The 19,210-nt window shown below is 67.5% G+C and carries 15 protein-coding genes; 13 read left to right on the plus strand and 2 right to left on the minus strand.

The features are described 5' to 3' along the window. Positions 1-7: 7 nt before the first annotated feature. Positions 8-850 (minus strand): SDR family NAD(P)-dependent oxidoreductase, encoded by an 843-nt coding sequence (locus tag M8859_RS32700; protein ID WP_159919198.1) that lies wholly within the window; start codon positions 848-850, stop codon positions 8-10. 120 nt (positions 851-970) lie between these two features. On the opposite strand from M8859_RS32700, the gene M8859_RS32705 reads away from it, so the two are divergent. Then, on the plus strand, positions 971-1,615 hold the full coding sequence (locus tag M8859_RS32705; RefSeq protein ID WP_159919196.1) for a TetR/AcrR family transcriptional regulator: 645 nt from the start codon (positions 971-973) through the stop codon (positions 1,613-1,615). Positions 1,616-1,840: 225 nt separating this feature from the next. Here M8859_RS32705 and M8859_RS32710 read toward each other — a convergent pair whose 3' ends face one another. Further along, positions 1,841-2,173: an ANTAR domain-containing protein gene (locus tag M8859_RS32710; protein WP_249645411.1), complete on the minus strand. Its 333-nt coding sequence runs from the start codon at positions 2,171-2,173 to the stop codon at positions 1,841-1,843. 434 nt (positions 2,174-2,607) lie between these two features. Between M8859_RS32710 and M8859_RS32715 the strand changes: the two genes are divergently transcribed. The 12 genes from M8859_RS32715 (at position 2,608) to M8859_RS32770 (ending at position 19,184) form a co-directional block, all read left to right on the plus strand. Then, positions 2,608-2,976, plus strand: a complete 369-nt coding sequence (locus tag M8859_RS32715; protein WP_249645412.1) for a MerR family transcriptional regulator — start codon at positions 2,608-2,610, stop codon at positions 2,974-2,976. 461 nt (positions 2,977-3,437) lie between these two features. Beyond that, positions 3,438-7,973: a HAMP domain-containing hybrid sensor histidine kinase/response regulator gene (locus M8859_RS32720; RefSeq protein WP_249645413.1), complete on the plus strand. Its 4,536-nt coding sequence runs from the start codon at positions 3,438-3,440 to the stop codon at positions 7,971-7,973. After that, complete coding sequence (locus tag M8859_RS32725; protein WP_249645414.1) at positions 7,973-10,357, plus strand: SpoIIE family protein phosphatase; 2,385 nt, start codon at positions 7,973-7,975, stop codon at positions 10,355-10,357. Before M8859_RS32720 ends, M8859_RS32725 begins: the two co-directional genes overlap by 1 nt. 183 nt (positions 10,358-10,540) lie before the next feature. Beyond that, positions 10,541-11,215 carry a PAS and ANTAR domain-containing protein gene (locus M8859_RS32730; RefSeq protein ID WP_159919190.1) on the plus strand — a complete coding sequence of 225 codons (675 nt, stop codon included), beginning with the start codon at positions 10,541-10,543 and terminating at the stop codon, positions 11,213-11,215. A gap of 114 nt (positions 11,216-11,329) precedes the next feature. Next, positions 11,330-12,427, plus strand: coding sequence for a YihY/virulence factor BrkB family protein (locus M8859_RS32735; RefSeq protein ID WP_249645415.1), 1,098 nt, complete (start codon positions 11,330-11,332; stop codon positions 12,425-12,427). Positions 12,428-12,659: 232 nt separating this feature from the next. Next, positions 12,660-14,009 carry a glycosyltransferase gene (locus M8859_RS32740; protein WP_249645416.1) on the plus strand — a complete coding sequence of 450 codons (1,350 nt, stop codon included), beginning with the start codon at positions 12,660-12,662 and terminating at the stop codon, positions 14,007-14,009. A 9-nt stretch (positions 14,010-14,018) separates the two neighbouring features. Further along, entirely contained in the window at positions 14,019-14,372 is a 354-nt protein-coding gene (locus M8859_RS32745; RefSeq protein ID WP_249645417.1) for a lycopene cyclase domain-containing protein, read from the plus strand. Next, on the plus strand, positions 14,369-14,701 hold the full coding sequence (locus M8859_RS32750; protein ID WP_159919182.1) for a lycopene cyclase domain-containing protein: 333 nt from the start codon (positions 14,369-14,371) through the stop codon (positions 14,699-14,701). The genes M8859_RS32745 and M8859_RS32750 overlap by 4 nt, the downstream gene beginning before the upstream one ends. Next, complete coding sequence (locus M8859_RS32755) at positions 14,698-16,293, plus strand: FAD-dependent oxidoreductase (protein WP_195071748.1); 1,596 nt, start codon at positions 14,698-14,700, stop codon at positions 16,291-16,293. The genes M8859_RS32750 and M8859_RS32755 overlap by 4 nt, the downstream gene beginning before the upstream one ends. After that, on the plus strand, positions 16,290-17,300 hold the full coding sequence (locus M8859_RS32760) for a Rieske (2Fe-2S) protein (RefSeq protein WP_201295120.1): 1,011 nt from the start codon (positions 16,290-16,292) through the stop codon (positions 17,298-17,300). The genes M8859_RS32755 and M8859_RS32760 overlap by 4 nt, the downstream gene beginning before the upstream one ends. A gap of 284 nt (positions 17,301-17,584) precedes the next feature. Beyond that, positions 17,585-18,337 (plus strand): GAF and ANTAR domain-containing protein, encoded by a 753-nt coding sequence (locus M8859_RS32765; RefSeq protein ID WP_159919180.1) that lies wholly within the window; start codon positions 17,585-17,587, stop codon positions 18,335-18,337. A gap of 61 nt (positions 18,338-18,398) precedes the next feature. After that, complete coding sequence (locus M8859_RS32770) at positions 18,399-19,184, plus strand: PP2C family protein-serine/threonine phosphatase (RefSeq protein WP_249645418.1); 786 nt, start codon at positions 18,399-18,401, stop codon at positions 19,182-19,184. The last annotated feature ends 26 nt before the right edge of the window (positions 19,185-19,210 follow it).

The following is a 19,210-nucleotide window of genomic DNA, read 5'->3' on the forward strand; positions in this document are numbered from 1 at the left end:
GCTGTGCTCATGTACCGCTGATGGTTGCCGCGTTCAGCAGGGTCGCGGTCAGTCGGGACAGGCGGTCGGCGGCTTCGGGATCGAATGGTTCGCCGTGGACGTCGATGGGATCGTCCTGCATGAATGCGCTCAGCGGCGCGGTCGGCGGGTGATCGAGGTGGCGGAGGATCCGGGTGAGAGCAGCTTCCACCGGTTGCCCGCGCTTTCGCATGTCAGCGACCAATTCAGCGCTGGCGGCATCGTATTGCCCGGTGAATCCGGTCGCCGTCAGCCCAGGGTGGAGCAGTATGTAGCGGATTCGGCTGTCGGGGTAGCGGCGAGTGAAACCGACCGCCAGGAGATCGCTCAACTTCCCGCACTGCCTCATGACCGCGTCGGGATCGTAGGCGCCGGCGAACTGCAAATCGTCCCAACGGATTCCGTCGAGGTCGCCGCCGGGGCCTGCCAGGTCGAGAATCACTGGTGAGGCGGCCGTCGCCATCTGTGTCACGAGCCCGTGTCCGAACAGGTACCTGCTCGAGTAGAACAAGGCGAAATTCGCTTCGAAGCCTTCGGAAGTGACGAACCGGGTGGCGCGGTAATACCGCGCGCCGAGCACGAGTCTGTCGACTACCGGGTAGGTCGCCGTGATCTGCTCGATCACCCGCCGGTTCTCCGCTATCAGGCTCAAGTCCGCTCGAATGAATTCGATCCGCGCCTCAGCGCCGAGTTCGGCCGCGGCGTTCAGGACCGCTTGTCCCTTGGACGCGTCGGTGCCGATGACGACTACCCGGTCGCCACGACGCAGGTAGGTCGACGCGAGCGCTTTCCCCATGCCATCGGTCCCGCCGGTGATCACAACCGTCTTCACGAATCTTCCTCCTGATCGAACTGATGAGATCAGTCAACTAGACTGAACAGTCTATGTCAATCAGTATGATCTAGTAGACCGGCGAGTTCACATAGCTGCCCGTGCGATTACGATGGGCTGATGATCGTGTCGCAACCCCCTTCGTCCCGGCAGCTGCCGCCGCGGGGGCGTATCGACAAACGGCAGGCCATCATGGCCGCGGCGTTCACCGTTTTCGCCCGTGTGGGATACGCGCAGGCCCGGATGGATGACATCGCTGCCGAGGCCAAGGTTGCGAAGGCCACCGTCTACCACCACTTCCACGACAAGGAGTCCTTGTTTCGTCAAGCGGTGCAGTCGCTTTCGGAGACCGCGCTGGCCGCCAACCTGGCCGCTGTCGAGCGGCTGGCATCGCCCGGTGATGATCTGGGCATCGGATTGACGGAGGTCGGGCTACAGCTGGTCCAGTGCTATTGCGCCGCGGAATCGCGTGCGTTGCGGCGCCTGGTCTGCGCGGAAGCCGCGCAATTCCCAGATCTGGTCGAACTCGTCACCGAGGTTTCCCGCCGGGCTACCGCGGCCCTTGCCGATCGGCTCGCACGCCTGTCACTGGCGGGCCGCCTCGACATCGATGATCCGGACATCGCCGCTGCCCAGTTCACAGCGCTGCTCGCCGGTCCCGCCGACGGTATGCTCCGGCTCGGCGCGAGCCCGGTCGCTGATGCGGAACTGCACGCCCTCACCCGCTCCGCGGTGACAACCTTCCTCAAAGCATTCGGCCGATGAACTTCGACCCTGTGGAATCCTCCGCCGAACGGCCTCAGCGCCTGTAAATGTCGGCGCAGGCGGCGCCCGCGCGCACAAGCGGAGGCTGACGTCGGCTGGGGGCTACCGCACGTAGCGGCGGACGACTATCGCGGCTCGAATACACCGCACCGCCGACACGCCAGATCTAGGCACCGCCGTGCCCTCGGAGCGTCCGCGACTCCACCGTGGGCGACCCGGTGTGGTTCACCGAGCATCGCGGGTGGGTCCCAGCGGTGTGGTCGAGCTGGAGTCGCGCGGGGGCAGCGGTCCGAGCATGATCCGGTCCAATTCGGCGCGCAGTTGCCCTACCGTGCGCTGACCACCCGAGCCCGGGAGTTCGGTGACGATCCGCTGGGCCAAGTCGCGCACGCGCACGTTGGTGTTCTGCGAGCAGGACCGCATCAACGTGAACGCTCGCTCGTCGCCGATTCCGTACAACAGCATCACGATGCCTTTGGCCTGCTCGATCACCGCGCGGGTGGCCTCGAACGCGAACCGTTCGACATCGTCTGGCGGCGTGGGCTCTGCGGTAGTCACACCCCACGCCTACCCGGCATCCGCCGTGATGTAAACACCATGCGCCGGACGAAAAAAATCTGCACTGATGGTTGTAGACATTTTTCGAGACGCGGTATACAGTCGCTGTCGTTGGAGATGAAGAGTCCAGTGGCCGGGCAGGTGAACTGCCCGGAATGCAACATCCACCATCCCCTCCGGCGGAGAAGAGAATCCGGTGCAGTCGGCCGGACCGCCGGAGGGGATGACGAAATACCGCAGACAGGTCCGTCAACCCGGGAGGTGGTCGCTGAAACCGTTACCTACTCGCTGCGTGCCCGGGAAGTATCGGGCGCGGTGGCAAACGCCGACCCTGTCGGTCGGCGGATGGATTTGAAATCAAACCCCCTTCGAAAGATCTCGGGCCCCGGCGCACAGTGCGCCGGGGCCTGACGGCGTTGACCCCGAGAGGTGTTGTGGACCAACCGAACACGAACCCGACCAGCGGCTCCAGTGCCGCGGACCGGCTCGCTGACGACGACTACCCCGCTTACAGCATGGGCCGGGCAGCGGAAATCCTCGGCGTCACCCCGGCCTTCCTGCGCGGCCTCGACGCCGCCGAGCTACTGACGCCACAGCGCTCCGAGGGCGGGCACCGCCGTTACTCCCGCCACCAATTGCGCCTCGCCGCCCGAGTCCGCCAGCTCGTCGACGACGGCAACACCCTCGAAGCGGCCGCCCGCATCGTCATCCTCGAAGATCAACTCGCCGAGGCTCGACGCCGCAACACCGAACTCCAGCACACCCTCGACCAGCGCGCCGACACCGCCACCCACCCCGAATGAGCTGGGATAGCGGTTACCGCGCACCTTCCCACTGAGCACAACAGACGGTGGGATCACCGGGGCCGCCGTATGCATCTTCGTCGATGCGGCGGGGCAGAGGCTTCAGGGCAGAGCCGTACCCGACGAAGACGCTGTCGCGACGATCGTGGCGGCCCTCAACCGCTCACTGGGCACCTGCATCGGCATCTCTCGGGCGCATTCCTGACGAGAACGGCGTGGCCGGGAACATCGACCCTCGATGCCGACAGGTCTTTGTCGGGGCCGTGGTCGGCCGAGGCCTGCCCTGGATAGAAGTCGGTCAGGCGAAAACCGGATGCCGAGCGGTGCGCCTCGTCAATGATACTTTCAACAGATGTAGTCGCCGGTGTCTCCGTGTTCAGCAGCCAGCACAGCACCGATGGTCAGCGACCCGTCGTACGCGGTGTCGCGTCCGAATCGGGTGGGGCAGAACGAGGATGAGCATGACGGATACGGCGGCAGCTGCCCGCATCGGAACCGAGCAGACAGTGACGGCCGCGGGCCAGGTCGAGTTGCGCCAACTGCTGGCCGGGTTGACGGCGGTGCGCGACGGTGATTTCGGCACCCGGCTACCGACGGACGCCGACGGGCTGCTCGGTGAGATCGCGACGGTGTTCAACGGCATGGTGGACCAGCTGTCGCTGTTCACCTCCGAGGTCACCCGCGTCGCGCGCGAGGTCGGTACGGACGGGCGGCTGGGTGGTCAAGCCGAGGTGCCCGGCGTGTCCGGCACCTGGAAGGACCTCACCGACTCGGTGAACGCGATGGCGGGCAACCTGACCAGCCAGGTGCGCGACATCGCCCAGGTCGCGACGGCCGTGGCGCGCGGCGACCTCTCCCAGAAGATCGACGTGGACGCGCGCGGTGAGATCCTGGAGTTGAAGGACACCGTCAACACGATGGTGGACCAACTGTCCGCGTTCGCGGACGAGGTCACCCGCGTGGCGCGCGAAGTGGGTTCGGAGGGCCGGCTGGGCGGTCAGGCGGAGGTGCCCGGCGTCGGCGGCGTGTGGCGCGATCTCACCGCCTCGGTGAACTTCATGGCGGGCAACCTGACCGACCAGGTCCGCAACATCGCCCAGGTGACGACCGCGGTGGCCCGGGGCGATTTGAGCCAGAAGATCACGGTGAGCGCCCGCGGCGAGATCCTGGAGTTGAAAAACACCATCAACACGATGGTCGACCAGCTGTCGTCCTTCGCCGACGAGGTCACCCGGGTGTCGCGCGAGGTGGGCACGGAGGGCATCCTCGGTGGTCAGGCGGATGTCAAGGGCGTCTCCGGTACCTGGCGCGACCTCACCGACTCGGTCAATTTCATGGCGGGCAATCTGACAGCGCAGGTGCGTTCGATCGCTCAGGTCGCCACCGCGGTGGCCCAGGGTGATCTGTCCCAGAAGATCAGGGTGGACGCGCGGGGCGAGATCCTGGAGTTGAAGAACACCATCAACACGATGGTCGATCAGCTCTCGGCGTTCGCCGACGAGGTCACCCGCGTCGCCCGCGAAGTGGGCACCGAGGGCCGGCTGGGCGGTCAGGCGGACGTCAAGGGCGTCTCCGGCACCTGGAAGGACCTCACCGAGTCGGTCAACGTGATGGCCGACAACCTCACCGCGCAGGTGCGTTCGATCGCGCAGGTCACGACCGCGGTCGCCCGCGGCGACCTGAGCCAGAAGATCCGGGTGGACGCGCGCGGTGAGATCTTGGAGCTCAAGGAGACCATCAACACGATGGTCGATCAGCTCTCGGCCTTCGCCGACGAGGTCACCCGCGTCGCCCGAGAGGTCGGCACCGAGGGCAACCTCGGCGGCCAGGCGACGGTGCGGGGTGTGTCGGGCACCTGGAAGGACCTGACCGACAACGTCAATGTCATGGCCTCCAATCTGACCGGCCAGGTGCGCTCGATCGCTCAGGTCGCCACGGCGGTGGCGCGCGGCGATCTGAGCCAGAAGATCACCGTGGAGGCGAAGGGCGAGGTCGCGGCGCTCGCCGGTGTGATCAACACGATGGTCGACACGCTGTCCGCGTTCGCCGACGAGGTCACCCGTGTCGCCCGGGAGGTCGGCACCGAGGGCATGCTCGGCGGTCAGGCGCGGGTACCGAACGTGGCGGGCACCTGGAAGGACCTGACCGACAACGTCAACTCGATGGCGAACAACCTGACCAACCAGGTCCGCAACATCGCCCAGGTCACCACCGCGGTGGCGCAGGGCGATCTGACCCGCAAGATCGACGTGGACGCTCGCGGCGAGATCCTCGAGTTGAAGACCACGATCAACACGATGGTCGACCAGCTTTCCGCGTTCGCGGCCGAGGTGACCCGCGTCGCCCGCGAGGTGGGGTCGGAGGGCCGGCTGGGCGGGCAGGCCGAGGTCGAGGGAGTCTCGGGCACGTGGAAGCGGCTGACCGAGAACGTCAACGGGCTGGCGGGCAACCTGACCCGCCAGGTCCGCGCCATCGCCGCGGTCACCAGCGCCGTGGCCGAGGGCGACCTGACCCGCTCCATCACCGTGGAGGCCTCCGGCGAGGTCGCGGAGCTGAAGGACAACATCAACGCGATGGTGGAGTCGCTGCGTGAGACCACCATGGCCAACCAGGATCAGGACTGGTTGAAGACCAACCTGGCCCGCATCTCCGGTCTCATGCAGGGACAGCGCGACCTGCATGTGGTGGCCGGGTTGATCATGGACGAGCTGGCGCCGCTGGTCTCCGCGCAGTTCGGTGCGTTCTACCTTGCCGACGACAGCGACGAGCAGCCGGAGCTGCGGCTGATCAGCTCCTACGGCAGTCCGGAGGAACCGGGCAGCCCGACGCGGTTCGCCTTCGGCCAGTCCCTGGTAGGCCAGGCAGCCCGCAGCCGCCGCACGATCGCCGTGGAGAACGTGCCCGGCGACTACGTGACCATCTCCTCCGGACTGGGACAGATCGCGCCGCTCAACCTGCTGATGCTGCCGATCGTGGTGGAGGATCAGGTCCTCGGTGTGATCGAGCTGGCTACGCTGCACCGCTTCACCCGCATCCACCGGGACTTCCTCGACCAGCTGATGGAGACGGTGGGCGTCAACGTCAACACCATCATCGCCAACGCCCGCACCGACGAGCTGCTGGTCGAGTCCCAGCGCCTGACCACCGAACTGCAAGCCCGTTCCGAGGAGTTGCAGGTGCAGCAGGAAGAGCTGCAGCGATCCAACGCCGAGCTCGAGGACAAGGCGGCTCTGCTGGCCATGCAGAACCGCGACATCGAAGCCAAGAACCTCCAGATCGAGCAGGCCAGGCAGGAACTGGAGACCCGCGCCCAGCAGCTCGCGCTCGCCTCGAAGTACAAGTCGGAGTTCCTGGCCAATATGAGCCACGAACTGCGCACCCCGCTGAACAGTCTGCTGATCCTCGCGCAATTGCTGGCCCAGAACCCGAGCCGCAACCTCACGCCCAAGCAGGTCGAGTACGCGGGCATCATCCACTCGGCGGGCTCGGACCTGTTGCAGCTGATCAACGACATCCTCGATCTGTCCAAGGTGGAGGCGGGCAAGATGGACCTCACGCCCGAGCGCGTGTCGTTGCGTCAGCTGCTGGACTACGTCGAGGCCACCTTCCGGCCGATGACCACCCAGAAGAGTCTGCGCTTCCGCGTCACGACTTCGCCCGGCCTGCCGTTGGACCTGCTCACCGACGACTCCCGGCTGCGTCAGGTGCTGCGCAATCTGCTGTCCAACGCGGTGAAGTTCACCGAGACCGGGTCGGTGCAGCTGCGGATCGAGCCCGCGGAGGCGAGCGAGCTGCCCGCCGCCGTGCGCCAGCACGGCCCCGCCGTCGCGTTCCGGGTGATCGACACCGGTATCGGCATCGCCGAACACCAACTGGAGTCGATCTTCGGCGCGTTCCAGCAGGCCGACGGCACGACCAGCCGCAAGTACGGCGGCACCGGCCTCGGCCTGTCGATCAGCCGGGAGATCGCCTACCTGCTCGGCGGCGCCATCAGCGCCGAAAGCACGCTCGGCCAGGGCAGCACGTTCACGCTGTATCTCCCGGTCGCCCGGCCGGACTTCCAGGACGCGCCGCCCCGTGAGCGGGAGGACGACGCACAGCAGCCCGACAGCCGCCCGGCGCAGATTCCGGCTCCCGCCACGCCCCAGCAGCACCGCCGATTGCTGGTCGTGGAGGAACGCCCGCAAGGCCTGCTGTCGCTGGTCGCGCAGAGCGCCGTCGCCGAACTGGCGGACAGCAACGACCCACGCGGTCCGGTCCAGGTCGTCACGACGGTCGGGGTGGAAGAGGCGGCGGCGGCGCTGGCTGCCGAAGCGTTCCACTGCGTGGTGCTCGAGATGGACATGCCCGACGGCGCCGCGCTGCGATTCCTGGAGACGATGGACGGAGACGCCGCGTTGAGCGGCGTGCCGGTCCTCGTCCACAACCGCAGGCTCGACGCCGAGCAGGAACGCGTGCTGCAACGTCGCGCCACACGCCAGCCGTTGGAGTTGCTGTCCAGCCTGGACGATCTGCGGGAACGGATCGTTCTGCACGTCACCGCCGAGGCGCCCGGCGACATGGTGCCCCTGGTACGTCGCGAGGACGCACCGGCCGCCGCGCCGCACCATGCCGACGGCAAGCTCGCAGGCCGCACGGTGCTCATCATCGATGACGACGCCCGTAACCTTTTCGCGCTCAGCAGCATCCTCGAACTGCATGGCATGAGCGTGCTGCACGCGGAGGACGGGCGCGAGGGCATCGACAAGCTGCTCGCTCACCCGGAGACGGACCTGCTCCTGATGGACGTGATGATGCCCGAGATGGACGGTTACACCGCGACGGCGAAGATCCGCGAGATGCCGCAGTACGAGAACCTGCCGATCATCGCCGTGACGGCCAAGGCGATGCTGGGCGACCGCGAGAAGAGTCTCGCCGCAGGCGCCAACGACTACGTCACCAAGCCGGTCGACGCGGACGCGTTGATCGCGTGCATCCAGCACTGGCTGGGTGTCTGATGACCGACCTGGAAAGCCCCGGCACAGAGACCGAGACGACACCGAACTCGCCCCCGGGCGCGGGAGCCACGGTCCACCGCCTCGCGGCCACCGTGGAGCGGTTGCGCCAACAGATCCAGCAGGCTCAGGCGACCGCCGACGGACGCGCGCTGATCGAGATGGCCAAGGGCGTACTGGTCGAACGGCTGCGCTGCGGGCCCGCGCAGGCGGTGCGGCAGCTCGAGGCCCTCGCCGAGCAAGCGGGCATCACTCCCCTGGAGTTGGCCGCCGACCTGGTCAACCAGGCGGCGCAGGACAAGGTCAGCGCGGTGGTGGGGGAATTCCTGCTGCGTACCGCCACGCCGGAGGAGCCATCGGCGGCTGTGCGGTTGCGCACCGCCGAGAGCGGGCTGCTCGCCGCCGGCGACACGCAACGCGTCGCGGAGTCGGTGCTGGAGCACGCCGTGACGCCGCTCGGCGCCACGGCAGTGGCGATCTGGTCCGCGGGAGCAGACGCGTCGCTGACCCTGGCGGGTTTCGCCGGCATCGGCCCGCACGAAGCCGAGCGATGGCGGTATGTGCCGCCCGGCGTGGCCACCCCGGCCCGGCAGGCACTGGTGGAGCGCAACGCGGTGTGGATCGAAGACCTGGGCCGGTCCGGCCTGCCGTCGATCGGTGACCGCGACGGTGGCCGCGCGGCGATCCCGGCGGCGGCTGGGGGCAAGCTGCTCGGCGTGCTCGAAGTGTGCTGGCCGCAGCCGCTCGAGCCGCAGCCGCCGCAGGTGCACCGGCAGTTGGAGGCGCTGGCCGAGTTGTGCGCGCACACCCTGGAGTCGGACCTGGCCCCTGTGCGCGCACCGGTCCAGCCCGACGTCGCGGAGCTCGTACGGCTCGCGGACGGCCTTTTCGACCCGGCGCTCGTGCTGCTGCCCCACCACGACGACGGCGGCGCGCTCGTCGACTTCTACATCCACCACGTCAACAGTTGCTTCGTCGACCCGGCAGGCCGTCCCCGCGGCCTGATCAACGGCGCGCTGCTGCTCGAGGCGTACCCGCTGGCCGCGGGTGAGGGGCAGCTGTTCGGGCGGATCGAGCACGTCTTCGCCACCGGCGAGACCTATCGCTCCGACCGAGTGATGCTGACCGAGCTGGTCGACCAGGTGCCGCTGACCGTCTCGACCGCGCTCAGCATCAGCCGCCATGGCGATACCGTGCTCGTGGTATGGCGGGTGGAGGACGAGACGGCGCGGCTGGCGACGCTGTTGCAGCACGCGCAGCGCCTGGGCCGGGTCGGCGGGTTCGAGGAGAACGCGGCCACCGGCGAGATCACCTGGAGCAGCCAGCTTTTCGCCCTCTACGGGCTGGCGCCGACCGCGACCCCGATTCCACTCGCGCAGTTGCCCGGGCACGTCCACGCCGACGACGCCGATGCGGTGGGGCGGTTCCTGCGGACTCTGCTGCGCTACCGCCGTTCGGCCTCCACCGCGTTCCGCCTGATCCGGCCGGACGGCGTGACCCGGCACATCCGGATCGTCGCCGAACCGGTCCTGGAGGCGGGGCACCTTGCCGCCATCCGCGGCGCCTATCAGGACATCTCCGCCCAGCACTGGACCGAGGTCGCGCTGTCGGCGACGCGCGACCGGCTCGCGCACACCGAGCAGCACGCCGCCGAACAGAGCCTGCTGGCGCGGCAGCTCCAGCAGGCGATCATGCCGGACGCGCAGCCGTCCATCGAGGCGTTCGGGCTGCGCATCGCGGTGCGATACCGACCCGCCGAGCAGGACCACACCGTCGGCGGCGACTGGTACGACGCGGTCGTGCTGCCTTCCAAGCAGATCATGGTGTCCGTCGGCGACATCACCGGCCACGGCATCAAGGCGGCCACCGGCATGGTCGTGCTACGCAACGCCCTGCGCGGTCTCGCCGCCACGGGCGCAGGACCGGGTCAGATGCTGACCTGGCTGAACCAGGTGGCCCACCACCTGACCGACAACATCTTCGCCACCGCCATCTGCGGGCTCTACGACCCGCACACCCGGGTGCTGCGCTGGGCACGGGCGGGCCATCTACCCCCGGTGCTGATACGCGACGGCCGAGCGTCCAGCCTGCCCATGCTGGAGGGGATGCTCCTCGGCGCTGTGGCGGAAACGACGTTCGAGGAAGCCGAACTCCAACTGGAACCCGACGACACACTCCTGCTCTACACCGACGGGCTGATCGAGCGCCGGGATCGGCTGCTCGACGAGTGTGTGGAACGGCTGCTCGCCACGTCGGCACAGCTCACCGGTAGCTTGGACGACCGTCTCGACGAGTTGCTGGACGGTAGCGATGCCGACACCGACGACGACACCTGCGTGGTGGGCATCCAAGTGGGACCTGGCCAGGACTCGTCGAGCAACCGCTAGCAGCCCTACGCCTCCGGCTCCGCCGCGACGTACGGCGCTGCACCCGGGAGGGCCTTCATGCAGGCGTCGCTGTCGGCGCGAGCCCGCCCGGTTCGGCGGGACGCCGGCCTGCTCGCGGAGCCAGGTCCGTGGGCGCGGTGATTGTGCTCCTCGATGGCGGCGGCAGGGAGCATGATGGAACAGATGAGTGATGCCAGTGGGCCGGACGCCGCGGCCGGGCCGGACAGCGCCGGGCCGGAAGCGGAGGGCCGTGACCGGGTCGGCAGTTTCCGGTTCTGGTTCGACGATCAGCGTTGGGAATGGTCCGACGAGGTCGCCGAGTTGTACGGCTACGTCCCTGGTCAGGTGCATCCGACCACCGAACTGGTGCTGTCGCACAAGCACCCCGCCGACCGCGCCGCGGTGGCCGACGCTTTGGCCATCGCGGTGCGCGATCACGGTGCGTTCTGCAGCCGCCACCGCATCATCGACACCGCGGGCCGCCTCCGCCACGTGCTGGTGGTCGCCGACCATATATTCGACGCCACCGGTGCGGTCGTGGGCACCTCCGGTTATTTCATCGATCTGACCGCCACCGTCGACCAGCAGCGACGCGAAGCCATCGATGAAACGCTGCCGGAAGTGGTCGAGGCCCGCGCGGCGATCGAACAGGCCAAGGGAATGCTGATGCTCGCCTACGGGCTGACCGCCGAGCAAGCTTTCCAGGTCTTGCGGTGGCGGTCGCAGGAAACCAACACCAAACTGCGGGTGCTGGCGACCAAACTGGTCACCGTGGCGGCGGCGGGCGGTGGTGGCCCTGTCCAGCTACGTACCCAGCTGGACCATCTCCTGCTGACCATCCACGAGTATCCCGACTGACCTCGGCAGCGCCCCCGGCGTTTGAGCACCGTCTCTCCGGGCACAACTCGTTCAACGCGGAGCACTGGCATTCCGCGTGTGATCGAGAGACGCGTTCGAGCGAGGCGAAACGAGATGGCGACAGATCGCGGCGGACCGAACCGGTACGAGAGCAGCGCCGAAGATCCGGCGAGTACGCAGGACCACGTCCAGGCGCGAGGTCGGGCGACCGATACCGGAGCCCGGCCGGATCTCGACTCGAACGAGCCGAGCAGCCTGGCCGAACTGTCGAAACCGTCGTTGCTCGCGGTCGTCACACGCGCGGCCTCCGAATTCCAGCGCGACAACCTGACCGACCTGGCCGCCGCACTCACCTACTACGCGGTGTTGGCTATCGTGCCGGGCCTTATCGTCCTGGTGTCGCTGCTCGGGCTGCTGGGGCCCAACGCCGCCGACGAGCTCGTGAGGCAGGCGCAGCAGATCGCGCCGGGCTCGAGCGCCGACTTCGTGCACACACTCATCACCCAGGCTCAGGCCAACAAGCAAGGCGCGGGCCTCGGGGCGATACTCGGTCTCGCCGTTGCGTTGTGGTCGGCGTCGGGCTATGTCGCCGCGTTCATGCGCGCATCGAACGTGGTGTACGGCATCGGGGAGGGGCGCCCGATCTGGAAGACCACGCCGATCCGGCTCGGCGTCACCATCGTCGCGGTGATCCTCCTGGTGATCAGCACGGCCATAGTCGTGGCGAGCGGTCCGGTCGCCCAGCAGATCGGCGACTTCCTGGGTGTCGGGAACACCGCGGTGACGATCTGGAACATCGTGAAGTGGCCGGTGTTGTTCGTCCTGCTGTCGGTGCTGCTGGCCATCCTGTTCTGGGCCAGCCCGAACGCCCGACAGGGCGGGGTGAAATGGATCAGCCCTGGCGGCGTTGTCGCAGTCCTCATCTGGCTGATCGTCTCGGTGTTGTTCGCCGTCTATATCGCCAACTTCTCCTCCTACGACAAGACGTACGGGTCGCTGGCGGGTGTCGTGATCTTTCTCGTGTGGTTGTGGCTGAGCAACATCGCGCTGTTGCTGGGCGCCGAGATCAACGCCGAGCTCGATCACGGCAAAGCCATCGCTAAGGGCTTGCCGGAGGACGTTGAGCCTTTCGCCGAGCCGCGTGATACCCGCAAGCTCGGCGCGGCGGAAAAGGAAGCAGCACAGGCCGCGAGGTCCGCTCGGCGCGAGTGAAACGCGGGGTGTATCTTCGGCGCGTTCCAGTCCGATGAACTGCCGATATTTGAGACAATCAGGGTGGACGCGTACTCGGTGCGCACAGGATCTTTTCATGCGCGTCAGGCCTCCAATTGTTCCGCCGTGAGCATTCACGGTGCGGGAGTCGGCGATATCGAACAAACGACTTCGTACGGCGAGCACGTTCGATTCATTGCGATGCGTCAAGAGATCAGCGAGGACTCTCGGCATGGCTCGATACCTGTTGGCAGCGAGTCCCATACCCGGGCATGTGGCGCCCATGCAAGCCGTCGCGGCCGACCTGCGGCGGCGTGGTTATCAGGTGCGCTTGGTCGCCGGAAAGGCGTTCGGCGCATCCACCCGAGCGCAGGACGTCGAATTCGCGGTGTTGCCGCGAGACGCGGAGATGGCGCGGGCCGCGCCGCCACGGGGCCGATCGTCGGATCTGGTCCGGCGGTGGCGAACCGGCCGAGCGGAACTGCGGTCGGCTTTCCTCGCCCCGATCTCGGCGCAGTACCGCGCGCTGGTCACTGAACTGGATGGAATGGAATACGACGCCGTTCTCGTCGATGTGATGTTCACCGGGGCCATTCCGCTGTTGCTGTCGCGGCGGAAACGGCCGCCGGTGATCGTCTGCGGCGTCGTTCCGTTGATGCTGTCCAGCGCGGACTGTGCGCCGTTCGGGATCGGCTGGCAGCCGCGTGCGGGTCGTGATTACACGGCTATGAACCGGTTCGTGCAGCAGGTCTTGTTTCGTGGTGACCAGGCCGGGCTGAACTCGATTCTGCGTGCGCTCGACATCGGGCCCGCACCGGTATTCCTGCTGGACTGGCCCCTGCTCGCCGATAGAATCCTGCAGTTCACTGTGCCCGGATTCGAATATCCGCGCAGCGATCTACCGCCCTCGGTTGTCTTCACCGGGCCGATTTCGAACCCTGCCTCCGAAAATGTCGACTTGCCGAGTTGGTGGCCCGACCTGGAGGGCGCGAAAAAGATCGTTCATGTCACACAGGGCACATGGGACAACCGGTGTTTCGAGCAATTGCTCCGCCCGGCCTTATCCGCGCTGAGCCACCGCTGCGAGGTAGTGGTCGTCGCGTGCACCGGTGGCTCGCGCGCACCCGTCGGGCCGCTGCCCGCGAACGCGTATGTCGCCGAGTTCATTCCCTATGCACAGCTCTTGTCCCGCGTCGACGTGATGATCACCAATGGTGGCTACGGTGGCGTGAACCGAGCACTGAGCTACGGCGTGCCATTGATCGTCGCGGGCGATACCGCCGACAAACCGGAGACCGCGGCCCGTGTGGCATACACCGGAGCAGGCATCGATCTCGGCACAGCATGGCCGCGGCCCGCAGCGATCGCGACGGCGGTCGACAAGATCTTCGAATCCGGCACCTTCCGGCAGGCGGCAAGCCGGTTGGCATCGGAAATGGCGAAGCGGTCCCCCTTCGACGTGATCGCTGCCGTACTGACGGAGGTTTCCTCGGGCCCGCGGCGCCACGCACCCGCATCCGCCGCCACACCGGCCGATTCCGCATCACCGCAGCATTCCGCCGATCCGCGCGAACACATGTGAGGTGCTGGTATGGACCATTGGCGCTATCTCCTCGTTCTCGTCGTCTGCCTGGTGCTGACCGCTCCGCTGGAGTTCCTCGGTCCTGGTGTCTACCGCAGGCCGCGACTCCTGCTCGGCGCCCTGCTGCCCACCGTCATGTTGTTCGTGGCCTGGGACCTCGTGGCGGTTGCCGCCGGCGTGTGGGATTTCAATCCCCGCTATCTGCTCGGTGTGTTCCTGCCCGGTGCGATTCCGCTGGAGGAGTTGCTGTTCTTCCTTGTCGTCCCGCTGTGTGGGCTGCTGACCTATGTCGCGGTCGAAACACTGCTCGGCACCGTCCGCCGCCGCGGCAGCAGAAGCGCGACAAATGGGCTGCGACGATGAGCGTCGTGGGTCCGGGGTACACGCTGCCCGCCGTGGTGGCGGTCGTCGGGGTGTGTCTGGTCGAGTGCGCGCTGCTGCGGACCGGGCTGTTCCGGCGACCCGGCTACTGGCTGACGATGCTGATCGTCCTGGGGTTCCAGATTCCCGTCGACGGCTGGTTGACCAGGCTCGACGCACCGATCGTGCGGTACAACCCGGAACACATTCTCGGACTTCGATTCCCATGGGATATCCCGGTGGAGGACTTCCTGTTCGGTTTCGTTCTGGTGACGTCGGTGCTACTGGGCTGGGAGCGGGCACGGCAGCGGCAGGGGGGTGTCCGGCAATGAGGCTCGGTGCGCCGGTTTCTCGGCGCGGCGGGGATCCCCGGCGAGTGCGCTATCCCGCGGCCGCGGGGCACATGGACGTCGGCCGTGGCGGCCGGCGCCCGCGCGCCGTTGTGGTCGGTGCCGGGATCGCGGGCTTGGCGGCCGCGACGGGGCTGGCCGAACGGGGATTTCACGTCGAGGTCATCGAACGCGAGCGGTACCTGGGTGGACGTGTGGGCGCCTGGACCGAACAGCTTCCCGACCGCAGCACGGTCGGGATGAACCGTGGCTTCCACGCTTTCTTCGCGCAGTACTACAATCTCCGGAAACTGCTGGCCCGCACCGATCCGCAGTTACGCAGGCTGCGCCGGCTCGACGACTACCCGCTCATCGATGCCGAGGGCCGCCGCGACACCTTTCGTCATCTGCCCAGCGCCCCGCCTTGGAATGCGCTCGCCTTCGCGCTGCGCAGCCCGACGTTTCGACTGCGCGATCTCATTCGTATGGACCCACGCGCTGCCGCGCCGCTGGCCGCGGTCTCGGTTCCGGACATCTACCACCGAATCGATCACTTGGATGCGGAAACGTTCCTGCGTCGCGTCAAGTTTCCCGACGCAGCCCGCCACCTCGCGTTCGAGGTCTTCTCGCGTAGTTTCTTCGTCGCTCCCCAGCACATGTCCGCCGCCGAGCTGGCGACGATGTTCCACATCTACTTCCTGGGTTCCAGCGAAGGCCTGCTGTTCGATGTGGCAGAAGACAATTTCGACGTCAGCTTGTGGACACCGCTCGCGGACTACCTCACCGCGCCGCGACTGCCCCAGCGGCCGGGCACGGTCCGCTTCCACCTGGGTGTATGTGTCGACCGAATCGAGACCGACGACGCGACCGGGTTCCGAGTGGTCGACGACACCGATGCCGAGACGGCCGCCGACGCGGTGGTCCTGGCCGTCGATGTCACCGGGCTGCGCCGGATCGTCGCCGCGTCTCCCACGCTGGGCAATGCCCCGTGGCGTTCGCAGGTAGCCCGTATGGCCGTCGCGCCATCCTTCGCCGTGCTTCGTCTGTGGCTGAACCAGCCGGTGCGCGCCGACCGTCCGAGCTTCCTCGGCACCGGAAATCTGGATCCGCTCGACAACATCAGCGTGGTGAACACCTACGAGAAGCAAGCGGCGGACTGGGCACGCGGAAACGGTGGAAGTGTCGTCGAATTGCACGCCTACGCCGTCGCGGACGAGATACCGCGCGACGGGGCACGTCAGGAGGTGCGCGACCGGTTGCTGACACGGCTGTACGAGATCTATCCCGAGACCGCCGAGGCCCGCGTCGTGGGGGAGAGCATGCTGTGGCGGCAGGACTGCCCACGGTTCGCGCCCGGCGACTTCGCTCGGCGGCCCGGTGTGCCGACTCCGCACCCGCGGTTGGTCCTGGCAGGCGACGGCATACGCGTCGACCTGCCGGTAGCGCTGATGGAACGGGCCGCGACCACCGGTTGGGTCGCGGCGAACACGCTGGTGCGTCAGTGGGGCGGTACCGGCCACTCTTTGCAGACGGTCCCCAGCCATGGCCGATCGGCGATTCTGCGCACCCTCGCCACTCGCGGGGGGACACCGTGAGCAAACGCGCCGTGTTCGGCAGGTGGCCGAAAAATGTTCCACTACAGCGCTTCTCGCCTGAGGAATGGTCCCGCCAGCGGCCGACTCACTCGGACGCGGACCCCGGTCTGATCGCGGCCGCACTGCGATGGTCACAACAGCGGCCCTCAGGTAACTGGTACACCTTCGCCGCCAGTCGCGAGATCGGGCGCGACCGTCCGTTCGGCACGAGCATCGGCGGGGTAGAACTCGTCGCCTGGCGAGACGAGCGGAACAGTCTGCATGTCGGTCCGGGAGCGTGCCCGCACCTGGGAGCTCCGCTTGCCGAGGCGCAGGTCGACGACGCCGCACTGATCTGCCGTTGGCACGGTCTACGGGTAGAAGCGACCGGGCGCGCTCGATGGCGTGCGTACCCCAGTTACGACGATGGCGTGCTGGTCTGGGTGCGGCTGGACACGATCGGAGAGCAGCCACCGACCGACGCACCGATCATCGGCTCCCGCCCTGCCGATACCACCGTGCACGCGGTGACGAGCGTGACCGGCGTATGCGAGCCTCGCGACATCATCGCCAACCGGCTCGACCCCTGGCACGGCTCCTGGTTGCATCCGTACTCGTTCACCCGCCTGGAAGTGGCGCAGGCCCCGCCACGGCACGACATCACCGAGGAGAATCATCGGTTCCTGCTCACCGTGACCTTCCGCGTGACCCGCCGGCTCGGCGTGCCGGTCGAAGCCGAGTTCACGTGTCCGGATCCGCGCACCATCGTCATGCGCATCGTCTCCGGTGAGGGAACGGGAAGCGTGATCGAAACCCACGCGACACCACTGGGTCCCGGCTCCGACGGCCGTCCGCGCACCGCGGTGATCGAGGCAGTGATCGCGAACTCGCAGCGGCCGGGATTCCGGCACGCGCGTCGGGCACTGCCGGTGTTGCGCCCGCTGATGACTCGCGCCGCGACCCGGCTGTGGCGTGACGACCTGGCGTACGCCGAGCGCCGGTATCGACTGCGTACCCACCAGCTGTAGAGAGCGGTCGAACCGCAGGTGCGCGGCGAGCCGCCGCCGAGCGTGATGTCAGGGCTTCCCGCGTGCCGGTGTCTGTTCAGCGACGCCATGTCGCAGCGGAGTGGCGTCCTCGGGAGAGTGCGATGGGTCGACGGATTGCAGGGCGTGAGCCGATCGGCTGCGCGATCCGGTGGGCGGAGCCGAGGTCGCGGAACGCGACCTCGATGGTGGGCTTGAACGGGGGCAGCGTGGGTACCGCCGGAACGGGCGGAAGCGGGCGTGCAGCCGGAGGAGAGGTGAGCGCTATGTCCCCAGAGGCGCGGCCTGCGGAGGTTCTCGCGGAAGACCGCATGGTGCTGGAGCAGCTCGGGGCGGTGTTCGCGCGTATGTCGGGCTTGTTCTTGTCGGCGGAGACGGTGAATACGGCGCTGACCTTGATCAGCTCGCTGGCCGCTGAGGTCGTGCCCGGCACGCTGGGAGCCGGGATCACCCGGTCGGACCCTACGGGCGACCGGGTGACCGCGGCGGCTACCGACGAAGTTGTCGAGCGCGCCGATGAGTTGCAGTACCAGCTGGGTTTGGGCCCGTGCTTGACCGCTTGGTCCGACCGCGTCGTGGTGCGTGTCGACGACCTCGGCGCCGACGATCGCTGGTCGGCCTGGTCGAAGAAGGTGGTCGAGCTGGGGCTGGGTTCGTCGCTGAGCGCACCGCTGGTAGCGGGGAAGCGATCGTTCGGTGTGCTGAAGGTCTACGCCGGGCACCCCGGCGCCTACGGGCGGCGTGAGGAGCACCTGTTGAGCATGTTCGCCACGCAGGCGGCCATGCTGCTCGCCAACTCGCGGGCCGCCGAGAACGCCGAGCGCCTCAGCGCGCAGATCGCCGACACCTTACGTGCGCGTGAGGCGATCACCTTGGCCAAGGGCATCGTGATGGCTCGCGACGGGGTCGATGAGCGGACCGCCTTCCTCGCATTGGTCAGCGCCGCTCAGCAACAGCACCTCACCGTGCGACGGATCGCCGAACAGCTCGCCCGGTCCACGGTGCGGCTACGCCGGTGACCTCCATGTGCTGTCCGGAGAGACGTGGTGACGATGCCGCCGGCGCCCCAGGCTGGGCGCGATGAGTGACGACTTCGCCGCCGACCGCGGCCGGGAGCAGCAGCGCAGCCTGTTCCTCGCGTTGAAGGGCGCTGAGCTCTCGCTCGAGCAGCTGTGGCTGCGTTACTTCGGCCTGGGTGGCGTGGCGGGCTACCTCGACATCGACGCCTACGCGCATTCGACCGGCGAGCTGCCACCGTTCGAGCGCGACATCCTTGCCCAAGCGGCCAACGAACGACTCGATGAATTGACCTGGTCGAAGCACGCCACCTTCAGCCGACCGATCCGCGACGGCGAAGCGCCCAACGCGGCATTGTCCGCCCTGTTACAGCTGTTGAAGGGCACCGACCTCGCCCCACCGGACCAGTTCGGCAGCACGGTGTTCGCCACCGCCGTCCTGACCGAACTCGACTTGCGAAGCGGCCGCCTCCGCTATATCAACGCCGGCCACCCCGACCCACTGCTGATGCGCGAGGGGAAGGTCGTCAAACCCCTGCATGCCGGCCACTGCTGTCCGCTCGGGTTGGGTCTGGGAGACCTGCGCGTCGGCGAAGAGGTCCTGCAACCGGCGGACTGGCTGGTCCTCTACACCGATGGCATCACCGAAGCCCGCGACCACACCGGCGAATTCTTCGGTGAGGCGCGGCTGTTCGACTTCCTCCGCCGCGAAGCCGCCGCCGGTTACCCACCTCCGGAGACCGCTCGCCGGCTCATCAAAGCAGTGTTGAGCCATCAGAACGGAGAACTCCAGGACGACGCCACCGTCCTGCTCGCCCGCTGGACTCAACCCCGGCAACTCACTCCATGATCACACCGCACACTTTCGGTCACGAA

This window comes from Nocardia sputi (assembly GCF_023501985.1).

Coding starts and splice junctions, on each gene's coding strand:
- M8859_RS32745 (WP_249645417.1), top strand. CDS start 14,019: ATGGACCATTGGCGCTATCTCCTCGTTCTCGTCGTCTGCCTGGTGCTG.
- M8859_RS32755 (WP_195071748.1), top strand. CDS start 14,698: ATGAGGCTCGGTGCGCCGGTTTCTCGGCGCGGCGGGGATCCCCGGCGA.
- M8859_RS32725 (WP_249645414.1), top strand. CDS start 7,973: ATGACCGACCTGGAAAGCCCCGGCACAGAGACCGAGACGACACCGAAC.
- M8859_RS32735 (WP_249645415.1), top strand. CDS start 11,330: ATGGCGACAGATCGCGGCGGACCGAACCGGTACGAGAGCAGCGCCGAA.
- M8859_RS32705 (WP_159919196.1), top strand. CDS start 971: ATGATCGTGTCGCAACCCCCTTCGTCCCGGCAGCTGCCGCCGCGGGGG.
- M8859_RS32730 (WP_159919190.1), top strand. CDS start 10,541: ATGAGTGATGCCAGTGGGCCGGACGCCGCGGCCGGGCCGGACAGCGCC.
- M8859_RS32770 (WP_249645418.1), top strand. CDS start 18,399: ATGAGTGACGACTTCGCCGCCGACCGCGGCCGGGAGCAGCAGCGCAGC.
- M8859_RS32750 (WP_159919182.1), top strand. CDS start 14,369: ATGAGCGTCGTGGGTCCGGGGTACACGCTGCCCGCCGTGGTGGCGGTC.
- M8859_RS32740 (WP_249645416.1), top strand. CDS start 12,660: ATGGCTCGATACCTGTTGGCAGCGAGTCCCATACCCGGGCATGTGGCG.
- M8859_RS32720 (WP_249645413.1), top strand. CDS start 3,438: ATGACGGATACGGCGGCAGCTGCCCGCATCGGAACCGAGCAGACAGTG.
- M8859_RS32765 (WP_159919180.1), top strand. CDS start 17,585: ATGTCCCCAGAGGCGCGGCCTGCGGAGGTTCTCGCGGAAGACCGCATG.